17 protein-coding genes are annotated in these 23,392 nt (G+C 69.6%); 12 read left to right on the top strand and 5 right to left on the bottom strand.

What is annotated here, in order from left to right; translation table 11 throughout:
* Positions 1-50 precede the first annotated feature (50 nt).
* Positions 51-830, bottom strand: coding sequence for a transcriptional repressor LexA (lexA, locus tag ADK57_RS10965; RefSeq protein ID WP_030038938.1), 780 nt, complete (start codon positions 828-830; stop codon positions 51-53).
* A gap of 563 nt (positions 831-1,393) precedes the next feature.
* Here lexA and nrdR point away from each other — a divergent pair.
* Both nrdR and ADK57_RS10955 read left to right on the top strand, forming a co-directional pair.
* Positions 1,394-1,954 (top strand): transcriptional regulator NrdR, encoded by a 561-nt coding sequence (gene nrdR / locus ADK57_RS10960; RefSeq protein WP_053749206.1) that lies wholly within the window; start codon positions 1,394-1,396, stop codon positions 1,952-1,954.
* Between the two features lie 165 nt (positions 1,955-2,119).
* Entirely contained in the window at positions 2,120-5,014 is a 2,895-nt protein-coding gene (locus ADK57_RS10955) for a vitamin B12-dependent ribonucleotide reductase (RefSeq protein ID WP_053749205.1), read from the top strand.
* A 248-nt stretch (positions 5,015-5,262) separates the two neighbouring features.
* Here the strand turns inward: ADK57_RS10955 and ADK57_RS10950 are convergent, their stop codons facing one another.
* Positions 5,263-5,796, bottom strand: a complete 534-nt coding sequence (locus ADK57_RS10950; RefSeq protein WP_053749204.1) for a TerD family protein — start codon at positions 5,794-5,796, stop codon at positions 5,263-5,265.
* A 148-nt stretch (positions 5,797-5,944) separates the two neighbouring features.
* On the opposite strand from ADK57_RS10950, the gene ADK57_RS10945 reads away from it, so the two are divergent.
* From ADK57_RS10945 to ADK57_RS10935, 3 genes are all read left to right on the top strand, one after another.
* Positions 5,945-6,550 carry a YdbC family protein gene (locus ADK57_RS10945; protein ID WP_053749203.1) on the top strand — a complete coding sequence of 202 codons (606 nt, stop codon included), beginning with the start codon at positions 5,945-5,947 and terminating at the stop codon, positions 6,548-6,550.
* Positions 6,551-6,669: 119 nt separating this feature from the next.
* Positions 6,670-7,329: a histidine phosphatase family protein gene (locus tag ADK57_RS10940; RefSeq protein ID WP_053749202.1), complete on the top strand. Its 660-nt coding sequence runs from the start codon at positions 6,670-6,672 to the stop codon at positions 7,327-7,329.
* 12 nt (positions 7,330-7,341) lie between these two features.
* Positions 7,342-8,247 carry an ADP-ribosylglycohydrolase family protein gene (locus tag ADK57_RS10935; protein ID WP_053749201.1) on the top strand — a complete coding sequence of 302 codons (906 nt, stop codon included), beginning with the start codon at positions 7,342-7,344 and terminating at the stop codon, positions 8,245-8,247.
* 323 nt (positions 8,248-8,570) lie between these two features.
* Here ADK57_RS10935 and ADK57_RS10930 read toward each other — a convergent pair whose 3' ends face one another.
* The gene (locus ADK57_RS10930; protein WP_053749200.1) at positions 8,571-10,118 is read right to left on the bottom strand and encodes an MFS transporter; all 1,548 of its coding nucleotides are present in this window, start codon (positions 10,116-10,118) and stop codon (positions 8,571-8,573) included.
* Between the two features lie 187 nt (positions 10,119-10,305).
* Between ADK57_RS10930 and ADK57_RS10925 the strand changes: the two genes are divergently transcribed.
* The 3 genes from ADK57_RS10925 (at position 10,306) to ADK57_RS10915 (ending at position 12,426) form a co-directional block, all read left to right on the top strand.
* On the top strand, positions 10,306-10,929 hold the full coding sequence (locus ADK57_RS10925; protein WP_053749199.1) for a TetR/AcrR family transcriptional regulator: 624 nt from the start codon (positions 10,306-10,308) through the stop codon (positions 10,927-10,929).
* An 82-nt stretch (positions 10,930-11,011) separates the two neighbouring features.
* Positions 11,012-11,713 (top strand): ribonuclease HII, encoded by a 702-nt coding sequence (locus ADK57_RS10920; RefSeq protein ID WP_053749198.1) that lies wholly within the window; start codon positions 11,012-11,014, stop codon positions 11,711-11,713.
* 68 nt (positions 11,714-11,781) lie between these two features.
* A complete protein-coding gene (locus ADK57_RS10915; RefSeq protein WP_078973060.1) occupies positions 11,782-12,426 on the top strand; it encodes a hypothetical protein in 645 nt (214 codons plus the stop codon).
* Positions 12,427-12,691: 265 nt separating this feature from the next.
* On the opposite strand, the gene ADK57_RS10910 is transcribed toward ADK57_RS10915, so the two are convergent.
* Together ADK57_RS10910 and ADK57_RS10905 are read right to left on the bottom strand one after the other, a co-directional pair.
* Positions 12,692-13,327 carry a hypothetical protein gene (locus tag ADK57_RS10910; protein ID WP_053749196.1) on the bottom strand — a complete coding sequence of 212 codons (636 nt, stop codon included), beginning with the start codon at positions 13,325-13,327 and terminating at the stop codon, positions 12,692-12,694.
* Between the two features lie 282 nt (positions 13,328-13,609).
* The gene (locus ADK57_RS10905; RefSeq protein ID WP_063785944.1) at positions 13,610-15,781 is read right to left on the bottom strand and encodes a RecQ family ATP-dependent DNA helicase; all 2,172 of its coding nucleotides are present in this window, start codon (positions 15,779-15,781) and stop codon (positions 13,610-13,612) included.
* A 298-nt stretch (positions 15,782-16,079) separates the two neighbouring features.
* Here ADK57_RS10905 and ADK57_RS10900 point away from each other — a divergent pair, with 298 nt between their 5' ends.
* The 4 genes from ADK57_RS10900 to ADK57_RS10885 all read left to right on the top strand — a co-directional run bounded on the left by ADK57_RS10900 (position 16,080) and on the right by ADK57_RS10885 (position 23,368).
* Positions 16,080-17,672, top strand: coding sequence for a DUF4192 domain-containing protein (locus ADK57_RS10900; protein ID WP_234390114.1), 1,593 nt, complete (start codon positions 16,080-16,082; stop codon positions 17,670-17,672).
* 545 nt (positions 17,673-18,217) lie between these two features.
* Positions 18,218-20,440, top strand: coding sequence for a glycogen debranching N-terminal domain-containing protein (locus tag ADK57_RS10895; protein ID WP_234390122.1), 2,223 nt, complete (start codon positions 18,218-18,220; stop codon positions 20,438-20,440).
* A gap of 130 nt (positions 20,441-20,570) precedes the next feature.
* Positions 20,571-21,329 carry an NUDIX hydrolase gene (locus ADK57_RS10890; protein WP_030038954.1) on the top strand — a complete coding sequence of 253 codons (759 nt, stop codon included), beginning with the start codon at positions 20,571-20,573 and terminating at the stop codon, positions 21,327-21,329.
* 170 nt (positions 21,330-21,499) lie between these two features.
* Positions 21,500-23,368 (top strand): ATP-binding cassette domain-containing protein, encoded by a 1,869-nt coding sequence (locus tag ADK57_RS10885; protein ID WP_053749193.1) that lies wholly within the window; start codon positions 21,500-21,502, stop codon positions 23,366-23,368.
* Positions 23,369-23,392: the final 24 nt, after the last annotated feature.

Raw genomic sequence — 23,392 nt, 5'->3', positions numbered from 1 at the left:
CGGGGCCCGGTCAGAGGGCCGACCGCGTTCTGGTCGGCCCGCCGCAGCCGTCACACGCGCCGCAGCACCGCCACCACCTTGCCGAGGATGGTCGCGTCGTCGCCCGGAATCGGCTCGTACGCGGCATTGTGCGGGAGGAGCCAGACATGGCCGTCCTCGCGCTTGAAGCGCTTGACCGTCGCCTCGCCGTCGAGCATCGCGGCGACGATGTCGCCGTTCTCGGCGACCGGCTGACGGCGGACCGTGACCCAGTCTCCGTCGCAGATCGCGGCCTCGATCATGGAGTCGCCGACGACCTTGAGGACGAACAGCTCACCGTCTCCCACCAGCTGGCGGGGGAGGGGGAAGACATCCTCGACGGACTCCTCCGCGAGGATGGGGCCACCTGCGGCGATGCGGCCGACCAGCGGGACATACGACGCGGCGGGCTTCCCTGCGGTGTCCGTGGGCTGCGCCGAGGAGGCCTGATCGGAGCCGCGCACCTCGTACGCGCGCGGCCGGTGTGGGTCGCGGCGCAGGAAGCCCTTTCGCTCCAGTGCCATCAGCTGATGGGCGACGGACGACGTGCTGGACAGGCCGACCGCCTGGCCGATCTCCCGCATCGACGGCGGGTAGCCGCGCCGCTGCACGGAGTCCCGGATGACCTCGATCACCCGTCGCTGCCGGTCGGTGAGCCCCGAGCTGTCCGCCCGGATGCCCGGAGGTCGGCCCGGCAGGGAGCGCTTGTGCCCCTCGGGATTCATGGCTTCGTTCATCGCATGCACCGGCTCGAGTCGGCCCTGGGAGCGGTCCTGGGCAGTGATGGTGGCACTGTCTGCGGTGGTGGTCACGTCGGCCCCTCTCGATGGTCTCCCTGCTGGACAACGGTAGTTGCTTTCGAAAGGTTGCGCCAAACACACGTTCGAGTGAAAAAGTGCGGATAGCCTGACTCGATCACGTGCCTGGGTGTATGGCTGACGCCGCGCTTGGCAGACAAAAGCGCCCATTGTTGTACTCTTCACCGCCGGGGTGGCGACCTCGTGGGTGCCGACCCAGTCTGCCATCCGCCTTCCCGTCGACCGGGAACCGGCCCCCATCTGCGCGGGAACCCCACGCGCCCTCCCTGCGGCGCCCACGGTATCTCCGCATGTGTCCAAGCGGTACGGCTGCGTCGCCCGTGTGTCGGTGCGACGGTACGGGCGTGCGGCACATGCCAGTACGCGCGCGACACGCGTGCACGGCGTGGATGTATGGGCCAATCCCCACATCTAGTGGTTGGATTGCAGCAGCAGCCCAGAAGTTGTGGTCCCCCGGGTCTTCGAGCCCTCGGTCATCGCCTATGCTTGGGGCTGCTTCAAGGGGCCCAAGAGGCCTCCTGAGGCTATTGAGTCTGCTGTGAGGAGGGTTGGAGTTCATGCACTGCCCCTTCTGCAGGCACCCCGACAGCCGCGTCGTCGACAGTCGTACGACCGACGACGGCACGTCGATCCGCCGACGCCGCCAATGCCCTGACTGCTCCCGTCGTTTCACGACCGTGGAGACGTGCTCGCTCATGGTGGTCAAGCGGTCCGGAGTCACCGAGCCTTTCAGCCGTACCAAGGTCATCAACGGTGTGCGCAAGGCATGCCAGGGACGGCCTGTCACCGAGGACGCGCTCGCCCAGCTCGGCCAACGGGTCGAGGAAGCGGTGCGCGCCACCGGAAGTGCCGAGCTGACCACCCACGACGTGGGGCTGGCCATACTCGGCCCGTTGCAGGAGCTCGACCTCGTCGCCTATCTGCGATTCGCCTCTGTCTACCGGGCGTTCGACTCGCTCGAGGACTTCGAGGCCGCCATCGCGGAACTCAGGGAACAGACGGGACCCCCCGCCGCGGACGACGACGACCGCGAGGGTGATGTCGCGGGGAGCCAGGAAGACGACCGCGGGTCCGGAGGGGCTGCTCAGGCCCCCGAACCCGCCCACGCCGCCGACTGACCGGCGGGCCGGAACCGGGAGGAGATCTCGGGGCCGGCCGGGCAGTGGCGGACGAAGACTTGTTGCGGGCGAGAAGCGAATGGGTGCCCGCAACACCAGACACAACACCGTGCCACGGGAACATCGTGGCATTTCAGGGCGTTTTTGCCTGTACAGGGAGGCGGCATGACAGAGACGGCGAGCGGTCCGGCACGAGGTTCCCGAGCCAAGGGCACCAAGGCGACCAAGGGACTGCGTATCGAGCGCATCCACACCACCCCCGGCGTGCACCCGTACGACGAGGTGGCCTGGGAGCGTCGTGACGTCGTCATGACCAACTGGCGCGACGGCTCGGTCAATTTCGAGCAGCGTGGCGTCGAGTTCCCCGACTTCTGGTCGGTGAACGCGGTCAACATCGTCACCAGCAAGTACTTCCGCGGTGCCGTCGGCACCCCGCAGCGCGAGGTGAGCCTCAAGCAGCTCATCGACCGCATCGTGAAGACGTACCGGAAGGCCGGCGAGGACTACAAGTACTTCTCCTCGCCCGCCGACGCGGAGATCTTCGAGCACGAGCTGGCGTACGCCCTCCTGCACCAGATCTTCAGCTTCAACAGCCCCGTCTGGTTCAACGTCGGCACGCCCCAGCCCCAGCAGGTCTCCGCCTGCTTCATCCTGTCCGTCGACGACTCCATGGAGTCGATCCTCGACTGGTACAAGGAAGAGGGCATGATCTTCAAGGGCGGCTCCGGCGCCGGCCTGAACCTCTCCCGCATCCGCTCCTCCAAGGAGCTGCTCTCCTCCGGTGGCAACGCCTCCGGGCCGGTCTCCTTCATGCGCGGCGCCGACGCCTCCGCAGGAACGATCAAGTCCGGTGGCGCCACCCGCCGCGCCGCCAAGATGGTCATCCTCGACGTCGACCACCCCGACATCGAGGGCTTCATCGAGACCAAGGTGAAGGAGGAGGAGAAGATCCGCGCCCTCCGTGACGCGGGCTTCGACATGGACCTGGGCGGGGACGACATCACGTCCGTCCAGTACCAGAACGCCAACAACTCGGTCCGTGTGAACGACGAGTTCATGAAGGCGGTCGAGGAGGGCGGCAAGTTCGGCCTGCGCGCCCGCATGACCGGCGAGGTCATCGAAGAGGTCGACGCCAAGTCGCTCTTCCGGAAGATGGCCGAGGCGGCCTGGGCCTGCGCCGACCCCGGCATCCAGTACGACGACACCATCAACGCCTGGCACACGTGCCCGGAGTCCGGCCGCATCAATGGCTCGAACCCGTGCAGTGAGTACATGCACCTGGACAACACGTCCTGCAACCTCGCCTCGCTGAACCTGATGAAGTTCCTCAAGGACGACGGCCTGGGCCACCAGTCCTTCGAGGTCGAGCGCTTCTCGAAGGTCGTCGAGCTGGTCATCACCGCGATGGACATCTCCATCTGCTTCGCGGACTTCCCGACCCAGAAGATCGGCGAGAACACGCGCGCGTTCCGCCAGCTCGGCATCGGCTACGCCAACCTCGGCGCCCTCCTGATGGCGACCGGCCACGCCTACGACTCCGACGGCGGCCGCGCCCTCGCCGGCGCCATCACCTCCCTGATGACCGGCACGTCGTACAAGCGTTCCGCCGAACTTGCCGCGGTCGTGGGCGCGTACGACGGCTATGCCCGCAACGCCCAGCCGCACCTGCGGGTCATGAAGCAGCACTCCGACGAGAACACCAAGGCCGTCCGCGTGGACGACCTGGACACTCCGATCTGGGCCGCTGCCACGGAGGCCTGGCAGGACGTACTGCGCTTCGGCGAGAAGAACGGTTTCCGTAACTCCCAGGCGTCCGTCATCGCCCCGACCGGGACCATCGGTCTCGCGATGTCCTGTGACACCACCGGTCTTGAGCCCGACCTCGCGCTGGTCAAGTTCAAGAAGCTGGTCGGCGGCGGTTCGATGCAGATCGTCAACGGCACCGTCCCGCAGGCCCTGCGTCGGCTGGGCTACCAGGAGGAGCAGATCGAGGCGATCGTCGCCCACATCGCCGACCACGGCAATGTGATCGACGCCCCGGGCCTCAAGCACGAGCACTACGAGGTCTTCGACTGCGCCATGGGCGAGCGCTCCATCTCCGCGATGGGCCACGTCCGCATGATGGCCGCGATCCAGCCGTGGATCTCCGGTGCTCTCTCCAAGACGGTCAACCTGCCGGAGTCGGCGACCGTCGAGGACGTGGAAGAGGTCTACTTCGAGGCCTGGAAGATGGGCGTGAAGGCGCTCGCCATCTACCGCGACAACTGCAAGGTCGGCCAGCCCCTCTCCGCCAAGACCAAGGAGAAGGAGAAGGTCGAGGTCACGGAGAAGGCCGAGGCGACCATTCGCGAGACGGTCGAGAAGATCGTCGAGTACCGCCCGGTCCGCAAGCGCCTCCCCAAGGGGCGTCCCGGCATCACGACGTCCTTCACGGTCGGCGGCGCCGAGGGCTACATGACGGCCAACTCCTACCCGGACGACGGCCTGGGCGAGGTCTTCCTGAAGATGTCGAAGCAGGGCTCGACCCTCGCGGGCATGATGGACGCCTTCTCGATCGCGGTCTCCGTGGGCCTTCAGTACGGCGTGCCGCTGGAGACGTACGTCTCGAAGTTCACGAACATGCGCTTCGAGCCGGCCGGCATGACGGACGACCCGGACGTGCGGATGGCCCAGTCGATCGTCGACTACATCTTCCGTCGCCTGGCGCTCGACTTCCTGCCTTTCGAGACGCGCTCCGCGCTCGGCATCCACTCCGCCGAGGAGCGCCAGCGTCACCTGGAGACCGGTTCGTACGAGCCGACGGAGGACGAGGTCGACGTCGAGGGGCTGGCCCAGTCGGCGCCGCGCGCCCAGGAACTGAAGGCCGTCGCCACGCCGAAGGCCGAGGTCGAGGTGGCCAAGCCCGCCCTGCAGCAGGCCCACACCAGCGCCGAGCTGGTGGAGATGCAGCTGGGCATCCAGGCCGACGCGCCGCTGTGCTTCTCCTGCGGTACGAAGATGCAGCGGGCCGGCTCCTGCTACATCTGCGAGGGCTGCGGTTCGACCAGCGGCTGCAGCTGATTCTCTGCACCCTCCGGGTGTGAACCCACGTTCAGGGCGGTGGTGCCGGTTTCTCGGCGCCACCGCCCTCGGCGTCGGTGAAGTCGGCTGAACTTCGTTGGGCGACAGTTGCCGGGTGCTGACACGGAAGGCACCCACGTCGTCCGGCGACCGGGTCTCAAGGCGCGTTGGTACGACAAGGAGGGGCGCCGACCACGCGTCGGCGCCCCTCCCTGTCGTACAGCCGTCGCCCGTACGCGGTACGCGGATCAGGGGCGGCGTGCCCGGCCCATGATCGCAGTGAACGTCGCCGGGTCGTCCTCGAAGCCGTGGATGCCGGGTTGGAAGTCCCAGGTACCGGACCCCTCGCGCACGAACTCCGCGACCGTCGCCGCCGTCGACCCGAGCACGTCGCCGAAGTTGTCCTCGGCCAGAGCGGCGTAGCCCTCACGGATACGGAGCGCCGGATTGATCACACTGACGAAGGTCCGCTGCTCGGAGCGCTGCTGGATGACGACGCCGACCACCACGCGCGCGTAGCGGGCGTCCAGTCGGTCGAGCTCGACCGTCATGACTTCGTCCCAGCCGAAGCCCTGGCCGTCCTTGCTGTCACGGTTGAGGTAGATGGTGCCATCGGGGGAGCGGCTGTCGAAGTGCACTACATAGGCGGGGTCTCCGTACGGATCGCTTGCCAGGTAGGTGGCGGCGACGACGTCCAGATCGCTGGGCGGCTGTCCCGCCGGACTCGGGTCCCACTTGAGGGCGATCTCGACCTTGCGGATGCCCTTCTTGAGGCCGTTCACCAGACTTCCCCTTCCCCCTGTGGAGCCGCCCGAACTGCCGGACGGGCAAAGCAGATTGTCCATCCTGCCACGCGCGCGCGTGTGCTTGGGGGCGAGCACTCCGTCCGAGAGTGACCGCCGCCACGCTCCGTGGCCTTACGATGGCGCGGTGCTGGTCAAGTGGATTCGCTGCACCGTGGTGGACCGCCGCGGTTTCGAGCGGGGGCAGCGAAAGTGGGCGGGGCTTCTGGGGGAGCCGGGGTTTCGGGGGCAGGGTGGTGGCTGGAGCCGGGGGCGGCCGGGTGTGGCGCACATCTTCGCTTTCTGGGAGAGCCGTGCCTTCTACGACTCCTTCATGGCCCGGTCCCATGACCGGCTGGCGGCGGCTCAGTCGGGCACCTTCAAGGACAGCCAGGCGAAACTGTTCGACTACCGCTTCGATGTGAAGACCGGCTTCGAACCGCGGTTCTCGGACGCCGACCTGGTGCGGGTGGCCCACTGCCGCGTCCATGAGGAGCGCGCCGAGCACTTCACGCTGATGCAGGAGAAGGTCTGGAACCCCGCGATGGCCGGTTCCCCCGGCATGATCCGCGGACTCTTCGGGGAGGCGCCGGGAAACGAGTTCCTGGTGCTGTCGATGTGGCTTTCGGCCGCCGAACACGGCAAATACCGCACCGAGCGCGTGGAGCGCCTCGCCCTGCGGGCCCAGACCGAGGCGGACGTCGCCTCCCTGACGGGCGACATCGTGGAGCTCGAACCGACCTGGACGGTTTGACGTCCGTGCCCGTTACTCGTGCGTCTTGCTCTGGCTCTTGGTGCGGAAAGTGTGTGACCTACGCTGTATGCAGGCCGTACGAGTGCTCGATCGGCCCCCAACCGATCTAGGGTTTTGGCATGGCACGACCACGGCGCATCGTCCTTGTCCGGCACGGCGAGTCAAGGGGCAATGTTGATGACTCCGTGTACGAGCGTGAACCCGACCACGCCCTGGCCCTGACCGACCAGGGCTGGCAGCAGGCCGAGGAGACGGGAAAGCGGCTGCGCGAGGTGTTCGGCCGCGAGCGCGTGAGCGTGTACGTCTCCCCGTACCGCCGTACGCACGAGACCCTGCGCGCCTTCCATCTGGACCCGGATCTCATACGGGTCCGGGAGGAGCCCCGGCTGCGCGAGCAGGACTGGGGAAACTGGCAGGACCGCGACGACGTCCGGCTCCAGAAGGCATACCGGGACGCGTACGGACACTTCTTCTACCGCTTCGCACAGGGCGAGTCCGGCGCCGACGTGTACGACCGGGTCGGCAACTTCCTGGAGAGCCTGTACCGCAGCTTCGAGGCCCCCGATCACCCGCCGAACGTGCTGCTGGTCACCCACGGCCTTGCCATGCGGCTGTTCTGCATGCGCTGGTTCCACTGGACGGTCGCGGAGTTCGAGTCGCTGGCGAATCCGGGGAACGCGGAGATGCGGATGCTCGTTCTCGGAGACGACGGCAAGTATGTGCTCGACCGGCCCTTCGAACGGTGGCGGGATCCGGAGCCGTACGGGATCACCGGATAGAGTGGCAGGGCGATGACGGCTGACTCCTCTCCCGACGGGCGCCTGGACCGCGCCCTGGCCAGCCTGCGCGGACTGGCCGTGGGGGACGCGCTGGGCTCGCAGTTCTTCGTGCCGGTGAACTACCCGCTGCTGAAGCACCGCGAGCTGCCCCCCGGCCCTTGGCAGTGGACGGACGACACGGAGATGACCTGCTCCGTGGTCGCGGTCCTGGCCGCCCACCACCGCATCGACCAAGATGCCCTCGCGCACTCCTTCGCCGACCACCACGACTTCGACCGTGGCTACGGTCCCGCGGTCAACCGCCTGCTGCGACTGGTCCGGGAAGGCGGCGACTGGCGAGAGCTCGCCGCCGAGCTCTTCAACGGCCAGGGGTCCTGGGGCAACGGTGCGGCGATGCGGATCGCACCCCTGGGTGCCTGGTACGCGGACGACCCGGAGCAGGCGACCCACCAGGCCGAGATCTCCTCGTACCCCACCCACCAGCACCGTGAGGCCGTGGTCGGCGCCATGGCCGTCGCCGCGGCCGCCGCGCTGGCTGCCGCTCCCGGTGGGCCGCCCAGCCCCGAAGCGCTTCTCGACGGCGTCGTCGCACTCGTTCCGAAGAGTGCTGTCGGCGCGGGCCTGCGGCGAGCCCGGGACATGCTCGACTATGCCGATGCCGGCACCGTCGCGGCCGTGCTGGGTTGCGGGCGGCGTACGACGGCCCACGACACCGTGCCCTTTGCACTCTGGTCGGCCGCCAGAGCCTTGGGTGACTATGAGCAGGCCTTCTGGACGACCGCGCAGGTCGGCGGCGACGTGGATACGACCTGCGCCATCGTGGGTGGGGTGATCGCCGCCGGCAAGGCGGGGACGCCACCGGCGGTGTGGGTGGCGCAGACGGAGGCCTTGCCCGACTGGGTACCCAACTCCATCTGACGGGACGTTCTGTGGCGGTTCTTCCGCACGATTGTCCGTCGAAGGGTTGCGAGCCAGGGATTCCATGAAAACTCTCTGTATGCATCGGGAACTCTGTGTGACCGATGGGGCGTTCTTGTGATGTCCGCTGTGTGATGAATGGATCACACAGGCAGGTGACACGAGACAGTCGCAGGGGGGTCATGCATTTCGTGCCGAGTTTGCTGACACTGCTGGCTGTGCTGGTCCAAGCATGCGGCGTGCGAATGGCCGGACCGTGGTCCTCACCGTCGGTCTCCCGGACCGGGGCCGGCCATTCGCGGCTCTTTACGGGACCGGCCGGCTCAGCCGATGCCCGGGCCCGCCGTACCGGCGAGGGCATCCAGGTCGCTCTTGCGGACCCTGATCACCAACCAGGCGGTGACCAGGGCGAGTACGGCCATTGCCGCGGCCGCGATGAAGCCCGTCGAGATGCCCTGAGCGAGCACCTCGTGTCCCCATGGGGCGGGCAACTGGTGGGTCTGACCGAACTCCGCCTTCTGCTCCGCCGAACCTTCGGCGAGGAACTTCGGAAGCTGCTTCTCCGCCTCGTCCTTGCTGGCCGAGCCGAACACCGTGGTCAGGATGGACAGGCCGAGCGAACCACCCACCTGCTGCATGACGTTGAGAAGTCCGGACGCCGCGCCCGCCTCGTGCTGGGCGACACCCGAGACCGCGGTGAGCGTCAATGTCACGAAGTTAAGACCCATGCCGAAACCGAAGATCAGCATCGGCCCGAGCACGCCGCCGACGTAGGAGCTGTCGGAGCTGATGAGAGCCTGCCAGCCGAGTCCGATCGCCGCGAGCGCCGAGCCCACGATCATGAACGGCTTGGGCCCGAGCACTGGCAGGAAGCGCTGGGACAAACCTGCCCCCAGTGCGATCACGACCGTCACAGGCAGGAAGGCGAGACCGGCCTTGATCGGGCTGTACCCGAGCACGTTCTGCACGAAGAGGACGATGTAGAAGAACATGCCGAACATTGCCGCGGCGAGGCTGAGCATGATCACGTATGTGCCCGAGCGATTACGGTCGGCGAACATCCTGAGCGGCGTGATCGGTTCCTTGGCGCGGGATTCGATGAAGGCGAAGGCCAGGAGCAGAACCACGGCGGCGCCGAAGGAACCGACAGTCAGGCTGTCGCGCCACCCCTCGTCCGCCGCACGGATGAAGCCGTACACGAGCAGGGCCATGCCTGCCGTCGAGGTCAGTGCGCCCGCGATGTCGAAGCGCCCGGTGTGCCGCTCGGAATCGCTGATGTACAGCGGCGTGAGGATGGCGATCAGCACGCCGATCGGGACGTTGACGAAGAGCACCCACCGCCAGTCGAGCCGCTCCGTGAGCATGCCGCCCGCGAGCAGGCCGATGGCACCGCCGCCCGCCGAGACCGCGGCGAAGACGCCGAACGCCCGGTTGCGTTCCGGCCCTTCGGGGAACGTCGTGGTGATGAGCGCCAGCGAGGTCGGAGACGCGATCGCGCCTCCCACCCCTTGCAGGACGCGTGCGGCCAGCAACTGCCAAGGCTCCTGGGCAAGGCCGCCGAGCAGCGAGGCGAAGGTGAACAGCAGGATCCCGGTCATGAAGACCCGGCGGCGGCCGAGGATGTCGCCGGCCCGGCCGCCGAGGAGCAGCAGGCCACCGAAGGTCAGGGTGTAGGAACTGACGACCCAGGTGAGGTCGGTCGTACTGAACTTGAGCGCGTCTTGAATGTGCGGGAGCGCGATGTTCACAATCGTCGCGTCGAGTACCACCATGAGTTGGCAGGCCGCGATGACGGTGAGCGCGATGCCGGGATGCCCCTCCCGGCGGGCCGCACCTGGTTTCTGGTCCTGAATCAACTGAGAGGTTGTCACTATGGGTCCCCCACAAGTGCCCTAGTGAACGATCGCGTTCACTGTTGCGTCAACGGTAGTGAGTCCCAAGTAGTGAACGCAAGCGTTCACTTGGCTTGTCGTCGCGTGGCACGTCCCCCGTTGTTGCCGCGCGATAGTCCCCCTGCTCCCGGAATCCCCGCTTCCCCTGTCTGCTGGAGACGCTCAAATGGTTACCTCGGGCTGGACGGCCGCCCCCGCTCAGACGGCATCCCTTCGTCGGCGCGGAGCCGTACTCGAACGCGCGATCCTTGATGCCGCCCTGGATCAGCTCAGTACGGTCGGCTGGAAGGGCCTCACGATGGAGGGTGTCGCCGCCGGCGCCCAGACCGGTAAGGCTGCGGTCTATCGCCGCTGGCCGTCCAAGGAGGACCTGGTCGCGGACGCGCTCCAGGCCGCGCTGCCGTGTTTTGAGGGGGCGCCCGATCTGGGCAGCGTGCGCGAGGACCTGCTCACGTTGTGTCGGCGGGCGCGTGATGCGATGTTCTCGCGTCCTGGCTTTGCACTCCGTGCGGTGATTCACGAATGTGACCCTGTGCAGGCAGAGCGCTTCCATGGTGTGATCTTCGGGGCGGTTGTGGAGCCGACTCTCAGGCTGCTGCGCGAGATCGTCGCCCGTGGAATAGAGCGGAAGGAAGTGCGGGCCGATGCGGCGAACGGCTACGTTTTCGATGTCATCCCGGCGATGATGATGTACCGATCCAAGATGTGCGCAAGTGAATGGAGTGATCGGGATCTTGAGGAGATGATCGACCAGTTGATGCTCCCGCTGTTGCGGCCGACCAGTGAGTGAGCGACGTTCGCGGTGCCTGTGAAGCCCTTCGGGGAAACCGGGGTGTCGGAGGGTGATCCGGGCGGCGTAGGCTAAGGGCGCCATGCCGTACGAACCGCCTACTCACACCGTCGAGCGCTCACTCCGCGCCACGACCGGAGCGAAGGTCATTGCCGGTGTCGACGAGGTGGGGCGCGGCGCTTGGGCCGGCCCCGTCACCGTCTGCGCGGCGATCACCGGACTGCGTCGGCCACCCGAAGGTCTCACCGACTCCAAGCTGCTCAGCGTCAAGCGGCGCACGGAGCTCGCCCAGGAGTTGGTGAAGTGGGTGACGTCGTACGCCCTGGGGCACGCCTCTCCGGAGGAGATCGACCAGATGGGTATGACGGCAGCTCTGCGGCTCGCGGCGGTGCGCGCCTTGGACGCCCTGCCCGTCCGTCCCGACGCGGTGATCCTCGACGGGAAGCACGACTATCTCGGCACACCCTGGAAGGTTCGCACGGTGATCAAGGGCGACAGGTCGTGCGTGGCCGTCGCGGCGGCCTCTGTGATCGCCAAGGTTCAGCGCGACAAAATGATGGCCGAACTGGGTGTCGACCATGCAGACTTCGCTTTTGCGGCCAACGCCGGGTATCCGTCGCCCGTGCACAAGGCCGCACTGGAGGAGCGGGGCCCCACCCCGTACCACCGGTTGTCGTGGGCGTATCTTGATGCGCTGCCTCAGTGGCGGCACCTCAAGAAGGTCCGCAGCTGGGCGGATGGAAGCGTTCCGGAGATCGAGGGCCAGCTCGGCTTCGATTTCTGACGGTTCCGCTCGCACTCATGTGCCACCCGCCGACGCGAGCCGTACCAACGTTTGATAAATATCAGCTCATGCCTCTCATTCCCGAGGAGCCTCAGATTCACGAGAGTGCCCAGGGTCCCCGCGCCACTCCGGCCAGCGGCCGTACCGCGCCGACCCCTCGTCCTGTACCCGGCCCCCGCCCCGCGGCTCATCCGCGCCCCGCTCGCCCCGGCCCGCTGCGGCCCGCGGCGCCGGTGCAACATGCGCCGCGCGACGTGGCCGTGGCCGTGGCCAAGCCCGGATCGTCGGGCCCTGTCACCCCCGTCGCCGCCGCTCCGGCCGCGGTGACCCCGCAGATCCAGCTGATCCCGGCTTCCGCCGAGGGTGCGCTCGATGCTGCCGAAGAAGCCGTCGACCTGCTGCTGGACTCGGGGCGCGCTCCCGGTGACGTGCTGGTGATCACCACCGGCGAACAGCACCCGTGGGCCGTCCATGAGCTGTCCTTCGGTGAAGCGTCGTACTGGGCGCAGCATGACGCTGCCGACGACGTCTTCTACACCGACGCCGCCGTGGCTTCCCGCGCCGCATCCCGTCCCGTGGTCGTGGTCGCCGTCAATGGCGGCCCCGATGCGGTGGCCGATGCACTGCCGCTCGCCCATGCCCGGGCCGGTGCCCTGCTGATCGTCTGCGGCGACCCGCAGCAGATCAACTCGGTACTAGGCACTGGCGCCTGAGCTGCGTCCGGTACGTCCGGGGGACGCCGGGGGTGACGAAAGGTGCCGCCCAGGCGGCACCTGCACGGTGACTTTTTCGTCGTGCCTGCGTCCACTCGGTGGCGCGCAGTGCGAGGCTCGGTCGCGCCGTTGCTGTCCGTCGTACGGTCGGGCTGTTCGCCGTACCAGTGCTCCGAGTTGATGTACGGACTCGGCTGCGTGCGGCGAATGCCCATGACGCCTTGTGGATACGGCACGATGCCCGCGTGCAAAGGCTCGGCCCGTGTCAGCGGGCCGCCGCGCGGCGCAGGACCTCCGAGACGGCGCCGCCCGTGCGCGGCAGCGGGAGCGGCGCCTCGGACGTGGCGAAGGGCTCCGGTGTCGAGTCCACGTTCGGGCGGCGTCCGCCTCGACCCTCGCCGAGGACCTGCCAGCCGTCCCGGGTCAGCGTGATGTACGCCCCGCAGCGCAGCCCGTGCAGGGTGCAGGCGTCACGCAGTCCCCACATCCACGCGCCGTCCTCCTCCGTCCAACGCGCGTCGCCCTCGCGGCAGTAGAGCAGCACGGCGGTGCGCACCGGTGTGCGGCGCCGCAGGTCGTGCGGGATCACCCGGCGCAGTTGGGCAAGCAGCACATTGCGGGACATCCAGCCGTCCGCCGATGCCGGGCGGCGGGTGAACGAGGCGCTCGCCCGCAGTCGCTCGTCCGGGTCGAGGACCGCCACGATCGCGGTCGCCGGCTTGGGTCGGTGCCGGGTGTGCAGCCCGCTGACGACCTCGCGGGGATTGCGCAGCAGGGGGATTCCGGCGGCGGCCCACTCCGCGGGTTCGAGCATGCGGGCCAGAGGGTTGGCGGATGCGGCGGACAGGTCGGCAGGCGACGACGTCGACGCCGCGGAGGACGGAGTGAATCCGAAGGTCACGGTCCTCCCTTCGGCTACGCGCCCACACTGCGGGCGGGGTCGGATTCGGGGGAGCGCGCACCGCAGCAGAGCCCTACCTGATCACGGACGAGCCGTGCGGGGAGCGGACTTCAATTCTTCCTGTCGAACTTGGTTGCGGCAACGAGCAATTGGGCCTACCGAACCTTTTCAGGCGGTTAGCGTCGTATATCCCTACCCGGTGTTCCGCGAGACGACGCAGGGGACGTTCGAGCACGACACGCTCGTGCGGCGTCGCAGGTCTGTCGGGCCTCTCACACGTACTCAGCCGCGTACCGCCAGGACCAGTGGCAACACCCCCTGTGCACCGGACCGCAGGAGCAGGCGGGCGGCGACCGCGAGGGTCCAGCCGGTCTCGGTCACGTCGTCCACGAGCAACACGGGCCCCTGCGCGGCATGGAGTGCCTCCTGCAGCTGAGGGGGGATGACGAGTGCTCCCTCGAGGGCACGCAGGCGTTGGGCGCTGTTGGAGCGGGGCAGGGAGAGATCGGCCGCGTGGTCGGTGTACTCCAGGGAGCCCAGCAGGGGGAGGCGACCGACCGCGGAGATTCGACTGCCGAGCGACTGGATCAACTGCGGCCTCGTGCGCGAGGGCATGGTGACCACGCCGATGGGACGGGGCGGCGCGTCCTTCGTGTCGGACGCCCAGCCGTCCGGTGCCTTTGCCCAGTCGGCCAGTACGGTCACGACGGCGTTCATCACGTCGTCGGGGGCGGGGGCGTCCGGAGTGTGGGGCGCGAGCAGGGGGCGGAGCCGGTTGCCCCAGCCGATGTCGGAGAGTCGGCCCAGCGCCCGGCCCGGGGTGGCTTGTTCCCCGGGCGGGATACGGCCCTTGAGGTTGACGCCGATGGCCGGGAGTCCGGTCGGCCACATCTTGCGGGGGTCCACCACGACACCCGCGCGCGTGAGCGAGCCGCCTGCGGTGTCCAGGGCGGCCGGAGACACGGCGGCCGTGAATCGAGGACCGGCGCAGTTGTCGCAGCGGCCGCAGGAGGCCGCCTCCTCGTCGTCCAGCTGTTGCCTCAGGAACTCCATGCGGCAGCCGCTCGTGGTGGCGTAGTCGCGCATGGCCTGCTGCTCGGCGGCTCGCTGCTTGGCAACCCAGGCGTACCGCTCGGTGTCGTACGACCAAGGGGTGCCGGTGGCGACCCAGCCGCCCTTGACGCGATGGACGGCGCCATCCACGTCGAGGACCTTGAGCATGGTTTCCAGCCGGGTGCGGTTCAGCTCCACGAGGGGTTCGAGCGCGGGCAGCGACAAGGGCCGGTCCGCTTGTGCGAGGACGTCGAGCGTGCGACGGACGGCTTCCTCGGGCGGGAACGCGACGGAAGCGAAATAGGCCCAGATCGCTTCATCCTCACGGCCCGGCAGAAGGAGGACTTCGGCGTGTTCGACGCCGCGGCCGGCACGGCCCACCTGCTGGTAGTACGCGATGGGGGAGGAGGGCGAACCGAGGTGGACGACGAACCCGAGATCGGGCTTGTCGAATCCCATGCCGAGTGCGGACGTGGCCACGAGCGCCTTGACCTGGTTCGCGAGGAGGGCTTCCTCGGCCTGCTGCCGTTCGGCGTTCTCCGTCTTTCCCGTATAGGAGGCGACGGTGTGACCGCACTGCCGTAGAAATGCGGTGACCTCCTCGGCCGCGGCGACCGTGAGGGTGTAGATGATCCCGGAACCCGGCAGGTCACCCAGGTGATCGGCGAGCCAAGCAAGCCTGTGGGCCGCGTCGGGCAGCTGGAGAACCCCCAGGCTGAGGCTCTCGCGGTCCAGCGGCCCGCGCAGCACCAACGCGTCCGAGCCCGAACCCGTGCCCAGCTGTTCGGCCACGTCGGCGGTGACCCGTGCGTTGGCGGTGGCGGTGGTCGCGAGCACCGGAACGCCGGGCGGGAGGTCGGCGAGCATGGTGCGCAGCCGCCGGTAATCGGGGCGGAAGTCATGGCCCCAGTCGGAGATGCAGTGGGCTTCGTCGACGACGAGGAGCCCGGTGGCGGCGGCCAGCTCGGGCAGGACGTTGTCGCGGAAGTCCGGGTTGTTGAGCCGCTCCGGGCTCACCAGCAGCACGTCGACCGAGCCTGCGGCGACCTCGGCCTGGACGGTCTCCCACTCCTCGGTGTTGGAGGAGTTGATGGTCCGGGCGTGGATGCCGGCGCGTGCGGCCGCGCTTACCTGGTTGCGCATGAGCGCGAGCAGCGGAGAGACGATGACGGTCGGTCCCGCGCCGCGCTCGCGCAGCAGGGCGGTCGCCACGAAGTACACCGCAGACTTGCCCCAGCCCGTGCGCTGCACGACGAGGGCCCGGCGCTTGTCCGCCACCAGTGCCTCGATCGCCCGCCACTGGTCCTCGCGCAGTCGGGCCGGTCCGGTGCCGTCCCCGACAAGTCGGGTGAGGACCGCATCGGCCGCCGCGCGCAATTCCGCGTTGCTCGTGTGCGTCATGCGTCCCATACAACAGGACCCCACTGACAGCCGGGCCGCGCGCCGGACCGGGCGGCTGGAGTTCCGTAGCGTCACCAGGCATGCGAGTCCGGGTTGGCGTGTCCCTGATCGGACTTATCCACAGGGCAAAGCGGAATCTGGTGATCCGCGAGATCGTCTGCGCATGACGAATCACAGCGAAACGACTGGATCCTCCGAGAACGGCAACATTGATGGCTCAGACGGATATGAGCGGCATGAAGCCCCTGGCGTGGACGGCGGGCGGCTCGCTGACGCAGCCGGTGAGCACGTCGAGTGCGTGACGTACGACGCTCACGGAGGCGACCATCAGGTCACCCTGCGTACGCCGGCGGAACTGGCCGACGCGCTGCCGTACCTGCTCGGGTACCGCCCCGAGGACAGCATCGTCCTGGTCGCCCTGCACGACCGAGGCGGTCGCGGCCGGTTCGGTGGACGTGCCCGGCTCGGCATTCCGGCGAGCGGTGACGACTGGGAGTCCGCGGCCCGGCAGTTGGCCCACGGCCTGATCACGGGCAGCGAGCGCAGGGGTGCCAAGCCCGAGCAGATGGTGGCCTACCTCTGCCAGGAACCGGGCAAGGGCGAGACGGGGCAGCAGGTCATGGGACGGCTGGCCCGGCTCGCCGGGTTGCTGCGCACTGAGTGCGGCCGACTCGACGTGCCCGTCATCGAGGCGCTGTGTATCTCAGACGGCCGTTTCTGGTCGTACTGCTGCCCGAGCGAGGGATGCTGTCCCCCCGGAGGGCTGCCGATGGGGCTGCCCGGCACCTCCGTGCTGGCCGCCGCAGCGACCTACGCGGGGCTTCAAGTGCGCGGCACGCTGGGCGAGTTGCGGGGCAGGCTGCTGCCCTGGGAGACCGCTGCCGCACTGGAGCAGGAGGTCGCCCTGGACACCACGAGCATGGCGCAGATCCCCAGGATGCTCGACGAGGCGAACCGGGCAGACGTGGCCGAGGAGACGATGGCGCTCGCCGAGCGGGTCGTGGCACGGTTCGCCGAAGCGCCGCCCGTCTCCGGCAGGCTCCAGGCGGACCTGCGTGACGACGAACTGCTCGGACACGAGGAAGCGGCCCTCCTGATCCTCGGCCTGCAGGACCGCGCGACCCGCGATCGTGCGGCCGAATGGATGGAGGGCCACGAGGCCGGCCCGGCGCTGCGTCTCTGGCGAGCCTTGGCCCGCCGTTGTGTCGGGCCGTACGGCGAGCATGCGGCTGCCCCGCTCACCCTCGTCGGGTGGGTCGCCTGGTCGGCCGGTGACGACATCGAGGCCCGGGAAGCCATGGCCATGGCCCTGGGTGCTGATCCCGATTACCTCTTCGCCCGCCTCCTGCACCAGGCCTGCAACGAGGGCCTGGACCCTGAGTCCATCCGCCGCTGTCTGCGCGCGGAACGCGAGGCGCGCATGGCGCGTGCGGCGGCGGGAGCCGGGGGAGCCGGGGGAGTCGGAGGAGGGGCCAGCGAGAGGGGAGCCGAATCCTCGACGCGGCGGGAAATGGTGGCGCCGACGCCGGGGGACATCACCGGTATTGGTGGAACTTCGACGCTGCAGCACGTGACCGGTGCCGGGGAACCTCCGGCGTCGCAGAACGGGTCGGGGGCCGGCGGAGCGGGTGCGGAGGCCTCCCATCGCCGTCGGCGGACGCGGCCCGGCGGCCCTCACCCCGCGGGCGCCGGAGGGCGCCCCTCGGGGACGGATGGATCCCACGCCCGCAAGCGGACGAAGAGTGCTACGCGTCCTGGTGCTCCGCGGACAGGCAGTACACGTCCACGGCCGTCGGGGAGGCAGAATCCGCACCCGCGCCCCACGGGCCAGGAGGGCACGCATCGGCGCGGCGCCCGCCCCGGAGGCGATGAAGCCGAGGGGGAGGCGTGAGTGACCGCCGGAGAGGGGACGGCGGTCGACTCCATGGCCTCGCCGTTCGGCTGTGCGAGGGCGGCACGCGGGTGTGGCACGCCCTCCGCCGCCGGGTGGCGAGCGAGCCGGCTCGGGGAGGGCTCGGGCACGGCGGAACGGGGCGAGGCCGCATGGGAGACGGGGGAGTAACTGGGCTGATGTTCTGCCGTCGCGGGGTCTGCTCTCTTCGCCCCCGCCGCCATTTGGTCGGCTTCCGTGGCGGTGGGCGTGACCCTGAAGAGGTCCGTCACGTTCACCTGAGTGGCGGAACGCCAGGACGGGTGCCGTCGTACCGCCCTTGTCCCTCAGGAGCCCCGTACCCGGCGCCGACACGACCCAGGCGCACAGAGCGCAGAGGAAGCCCCGCCTTGCATCAGCCGACTCCGCCCTCCGCCGCCGGCGACAGCTCTGTCCTCGGCAGTTCCGCCCCGCCCCGGGGCGGCGTCGGCCCAGCGGCGCAGGTGGCGCCCTTGAACACGTACGAGCCGACGGTCCCGAGCGACGCCGAGCGCGTCGCATGGGTGATGGGGGACGACCCGCGTCTGGATTCGGGGCGTCCCTCTCCGCCGGCGGGGCAGGCCAACCGGGGGCCGTCTCCAGGAGCGGTTCCGGAGCGGCGCTCATCCGCACCCGCGGAGCAGAACCCGCCCCGGCCTACGGCCCAGCCGCAACGCCCCGCTCCGCCACCAGCCCAGCACTGGTCCCCACCCCCGACCGTCACCCACCCGCATCGCTCGACTTCGCCCACTCCACGGCACCACCTGCCGCACCCGAGCCCGCTGCCGCCCCCTCGCCGCTCTGCCGACCTGCCGCCGGCCCACACCGCTCTCATCTGCGTCGCGCTCCCGGGTCTCGCCATCTCCTCGGATCAGGGACAGCTGACCGGTCACGGGCTGGAGGGTTTCTATCGCGCAGGCCGGCGCGTGCTCTCCCGCTGCCAGGTTCGTGTCGCCGGTCGCGAACCGGTCGCGGTACAGGCCCGGACGAAGGCAGCGGACCACGTACGCTTCGTGGGGACCCTGCGAGCCTCCCCCGGCACCGGTCCGGACCCGGACGTCGTGGTCGAACGCACGCGTCACGCGGACGGCACGGAGCGCATCACGCTCCACAGCGCGGCCCCCCGCCCGCTCCGTCTGCCCATGGAGGTGGCCCTCGGCACCGACCTGGCCGACCTGGGCGCGATCGCGTCCGGACGGGCGGGGCCCGAACTGCCCGCCAGCGTCCACGACTCCGGCCTGCGCTGGTCCTGCGAGGACGGGAGCGTATCGGTCACGGCCGACCCACCACCCACCGATGCCCTGGCCTCAGCAGGATTGCTGCGCTGGGAGTTCCAACTGCCCCCGGGCGGCACGGCGAGCGTGGAACTGCGGGTACGGCCGGACGGTGCGGGACCCGTCAGGTCCGTGGGGCGCGCGGCGACGAGCCCGCTGGCTTCCGCACGGGCGACAGGCGACCACTCCGGAGTCAGGGCTCTGCTGCACACCGGTATCGAGGACCTCCAGGCCCTGCTGCTGCGCGACCCGGCGCACCCCACGGACACGCACCTGGCGGCAGGAGCGCCTTGGCGCTGCGGGATGGCACCGGCCGAGGCGCTCGCCGCGGCCCGGATGACACTGCCACTCGGTACCGGGCTCGCGGCGGGCACCCTGCGTACCCTCGCGCGTTCCCAACTCTCGGGTGCCGGGGCGCAGTCCGGCATGATCCCAGGGCCGAGACGGGACGCGGGGGTGCATCTGCCGCCCGGTTGCACGGGCACGGAAGCGACTCTGCTCTTCCCGGTCCTCCTCGCGGAAGCCAGGAGGTGGGGGCTTCCCCGACATGAGACGGAGGAGCTACTGCCGACGGCCGAGCGGTGTCTGGCCTGGCTGCGGAGAACCGTGGGGGACGGTACATATCTGTGCGACCCGCAGCCAGACGGGCCCGTCCGCTGCGAGACACAGGCCCATGCCCACCGCGCGGCCCTGCTCGGTGCCGAGCTTCTCGAAGCGTGCGGCAGGCCGGGCGCCACCGAGCTGCGGCAGTGGTCCCGGGAGCAGCGTGCGGCGTTTCGTGCGGACTTCTGGATCGAGGACCGCGGTGGTGGCCGGCCGGCGACCGCCCGTGGCCCGGACGGTCGCATCGTTCCGCAGCTCGCTGCCACAGCCGTCCACCTGCTCGACACCGGGCTGCTGAGCGGGGGCGAGCAGGCACCTGGGTTGCTCGATCGGGTACAGACCGAACAACTCGCCAGACTGTTCGGGAGCCCGGCCATGGACTCCGGCTGGGGCCTTCGGGGGCTGGGCGCGAAAGAGGCCGGATACAACCCCTTCGGCCATCGCGCCGGTGCTGTACGGGTCCACGAGACGGCGGTCGCCGTCGCGGGCCTGGCCACGGCCGGCTACGAGAAGGAGGCCGGTTCGCTGCTGCGGGGCGTACTGGCGGCGGCCGAGACCTTCGGTCACCGGCTCCCCGAGATGTACGCGGGGGAGCAGCGTACCGACGGGAGCGCGCCGCTTCCCCATCCGGCGGCCTGCCGCCCCTCGGCGACGGCTGCGGCCGCCGGGGTCCTGCTGCTGACCACCCTCGCGGGGATCCGCCCAGATGCCCCAGCCGGGACAGTCACGCTGCGCCCGATGCGCAGCGCACCCCTCGGGGAGATCAGTCTGACCGGGCTGCGCGTCGCTGGTGCTCCGTTCTCCGTGCGCGTCAGTCGGCTCGGCCTCGCCATGGTCGAAGAGGCGGCTGACGGACTCCAACTGGGAGTGTGACCTCGTACGACATGCCGGCGGACGAGAGGTGGGAGCACCTCCTGAATGCCGGCCGGACCGAAGCGGACCAGCCGCCGATGCGGCCGACGAAGGGAGTGTTTATCGTCAAGCAGACGACTATGATCGCCGCATGCCCTACGACCCGTCAGCCTTTCCGCCCTTCGCCGTCACCGTGGACCTGGTCGTGCTGACCGTGCGTCGCCATGCCCTGTGTGCGTTGGCGGTACGCAGGGGTGAGCCGCCGTTTCAGGGGCGCTGGGCGCTTCCCGGCGGCTTCGTACGGGCCGACGAGGATCTGGCCCAGGCCGCGGCTCGAGAGCTGGCCGAGGAGACCGGGCTGCGCGCGCACGACCCGGCCGTCCCCGTGCAGGACAACGGCGCACATCTGGAACAGCTCGCGACCTACGGCGACCCCAAGCGCGATCCCCGGATGCGCGTGGTCAGCGTTGCCCACCTCGCCCTCGCCCCCGATCTGCCGGCTCCCCGTGCGGGTGGCGACGCCAGCAATGCACGCTGGGCGCCTGTGGAGGAACTGCTGCAGCAGGGTGGTTACGGTCGTGACGGCGAACCGGTTGCGCCGCTTGCCTTCGACCATGCCCAGATCTTGGCGGACGGCGTGGAGCGCGCCCGCTCCAAGATCGAGTACTCGTCGCTGGCCACCGCCTTCTGCCCGCCCGAGTTCACCGTCGGCGAGCTGCGCCGCGTCTACGAGGCGGTGTGGGGCGTCGCGCTCGACCCCCGCAATTTCCACCGCAAGGTGACGGGCACCCCCGGCTTCCTCGTCCCCACCGGCGGGACGACGACCCGCCAGGGCGGCCGTCCCGCCCAGCTCTTCCGCGCAGGCGGCGCCACCCTGCTCAACCCTCCGATGCTGCGCCCCGAGGTGTGACACCGAGGAGCGGAGCGACGGCCGGCGGGCCGTGACTGAACCGCGAACCGGCCTCTGTTCCGAACAGCGAACAGGGATCCGAAAAGGGGCCGTCGGCGGACCACCGGCCGACTGTGGAGCGGGCCTTGCGGTGCCTGAAAAACCGGACATAGCGCGCTATCTTGCTACGGGTGATCCAGGCCCTCGGACTGACCAGCAACTCCCACAAGGATCTTCCGCCCGTAGTCGACGACGTCTCCTTCGAAGCGCGCGCGGGCTGTGTCACCGCGCTCCTCGGAGCGGCGGGCGCGGGCAAGACGACGTCGCTCAGGCTGATGCTCGAACTCCAACAGGGCCGCGGCATCACCTACTTCAGAGGCCGCCCCCTGCACCGCATCGCGCACCCCTCGCGCGAAGTCGGCGTGCTCCTGGGGGACGTGCCGGGCCATCCCGCCCGCACCGTGCGCGGTCACCTGCGCATGCTGTGCGCCGCGGCGGGCGTCCCGGTCCGGCGTGCCGACGAAGTCCTCGAGGTGGTCGGCCTCGTCAGCCTACGGGACGAACGGCTCGGCACCCTCTCGCGTGGCATGGACCGCCGTCTCGGACTGGCCTGCGCCCTGCTGTCCGACCCACACACCCTCCTGCTCGACGACCCCGCCGACGGCCTCTCCGCCCGCGAGAGCCAGTGGCTGTACGGCACGCTACGGGCGCACGCCGCTCAGGGGGGCACGGTCCTGTTCACCACGGCCGACCCCAAGGAGGCGGCGCGCGCCGCCGACCGGGTGGTCACGCTCGACGCGGGCAGACTCGTCGCCGACCAGGAGGCCGCCGAGTTCGCTCGCACCCGGCTGCGCCCCCGGGTCGCCGTGCGCAGCCCTCACGCCGCCCGCCTCGCGGCCTTGCTCGCCAAGGAGGCCCGCACCGCCCAACGCTCCGTCGAAGTCGTGCGGGAGGGCGGGAATCGTCTGTCCGTGTACGGCAGTACATGTGCCGACGTCGGCGAGACAGCCTTCCGGCACGGCGTCCTCGTCCATCAACTCGCCGACGAGATCGGGGACATGGGTCCGGGCGCAGTGTCGGCTCCCTCGGACGAGTCCCACGTGTCCGGCGGGACCGAGCCGGACGGTGTGGAGCGGGAATCAGGCCTGCCGCAGGTGTCGGGTCCAGCGGGAGCGCACACCAGTGGGGGCGACGGAGAAGAGCGCCCTCAAACCACTGCTCGCTCCGCCGAAGCTCTCAAAGCCATCGATCCACTGTCCCCCCTCCCGCCCCCCATCTCGGTCCGTCCCGCGCCCAGCCCTTTGCGGCCGCTGCGCTACGAACTGCGTCGCGCCGCCGGGGTCGGGACCGGGTTCCTCACCGGCGCCACGGTCCTTGTCACCTCCGCACTCACCGCCGTAGTCCTGGCACGTGTCGGACACACCCCGCAGCCACGTCTGCTGGCCGCATGGCCGCGGGAACTCCCGCTGCCGCCCGCGGCGCTCGGCGCAGGGCTGCTCGGGGCGCTCGCCTTCGGTGACGAGTTCCGCCACCCCGCCCTGGCGGCGGACCGCGGCACGGTCCCCCGTCGGCTGGGGCTGCTCGCCGCGAAACTCCTGGTCGCCGCGGCCACCGCTTTGCTGCTGGCCTTCCTCACGGTGGGCTGCGACGCCGAAGTGCTCTACCTCGTCTACGGACGGGAGCTCACGGAAGTTCCGGCCGACTGGTTGTCGATGGGCGCCAGTTGGATCGGGCTCGTGGTCGGGTGTGCGTGGGCCGGTGTGCTGGCCGCGGGAATCTTCCGGTCCACCACGGCCGGACTTGCTGCGGTGGTCGCCGTCCCGGTTCTCGTCGTACCTCTCGTACACAAGGCCTTGGAGGGGGCGTCCGTACGGGCGGCGGCCGGATTCCCCGCGCGGCTGCGTGAGGTGTTCCTGCTGCAATGGCCCTTCGGCGGAGAGCGCTATCTGTTGGCGGTCGTACGTGTCCTCGTCCAACCTGTCGGCGGAGCGCTCACGTTGTCGCTGACCGCGCTGCTCTGCGCATATCTGCTCACGACCCTGCGTAGCAGGGTCCGATGACGACCGTCCGGGCCCTTACCGTTC

Source organism: Streptomyces sp. MMG1533 (assembly GCF_001279775.1).
GTDB lineage: Bacteria > Actinomycetota > Actinomycetes > Streptomycetales > Streptomycetaceae > Streptomyces.
Note: the sequence above shows the minus strand (reverse complement) of the source record. Positions and strands in the feature narration are given on the sequence as shown.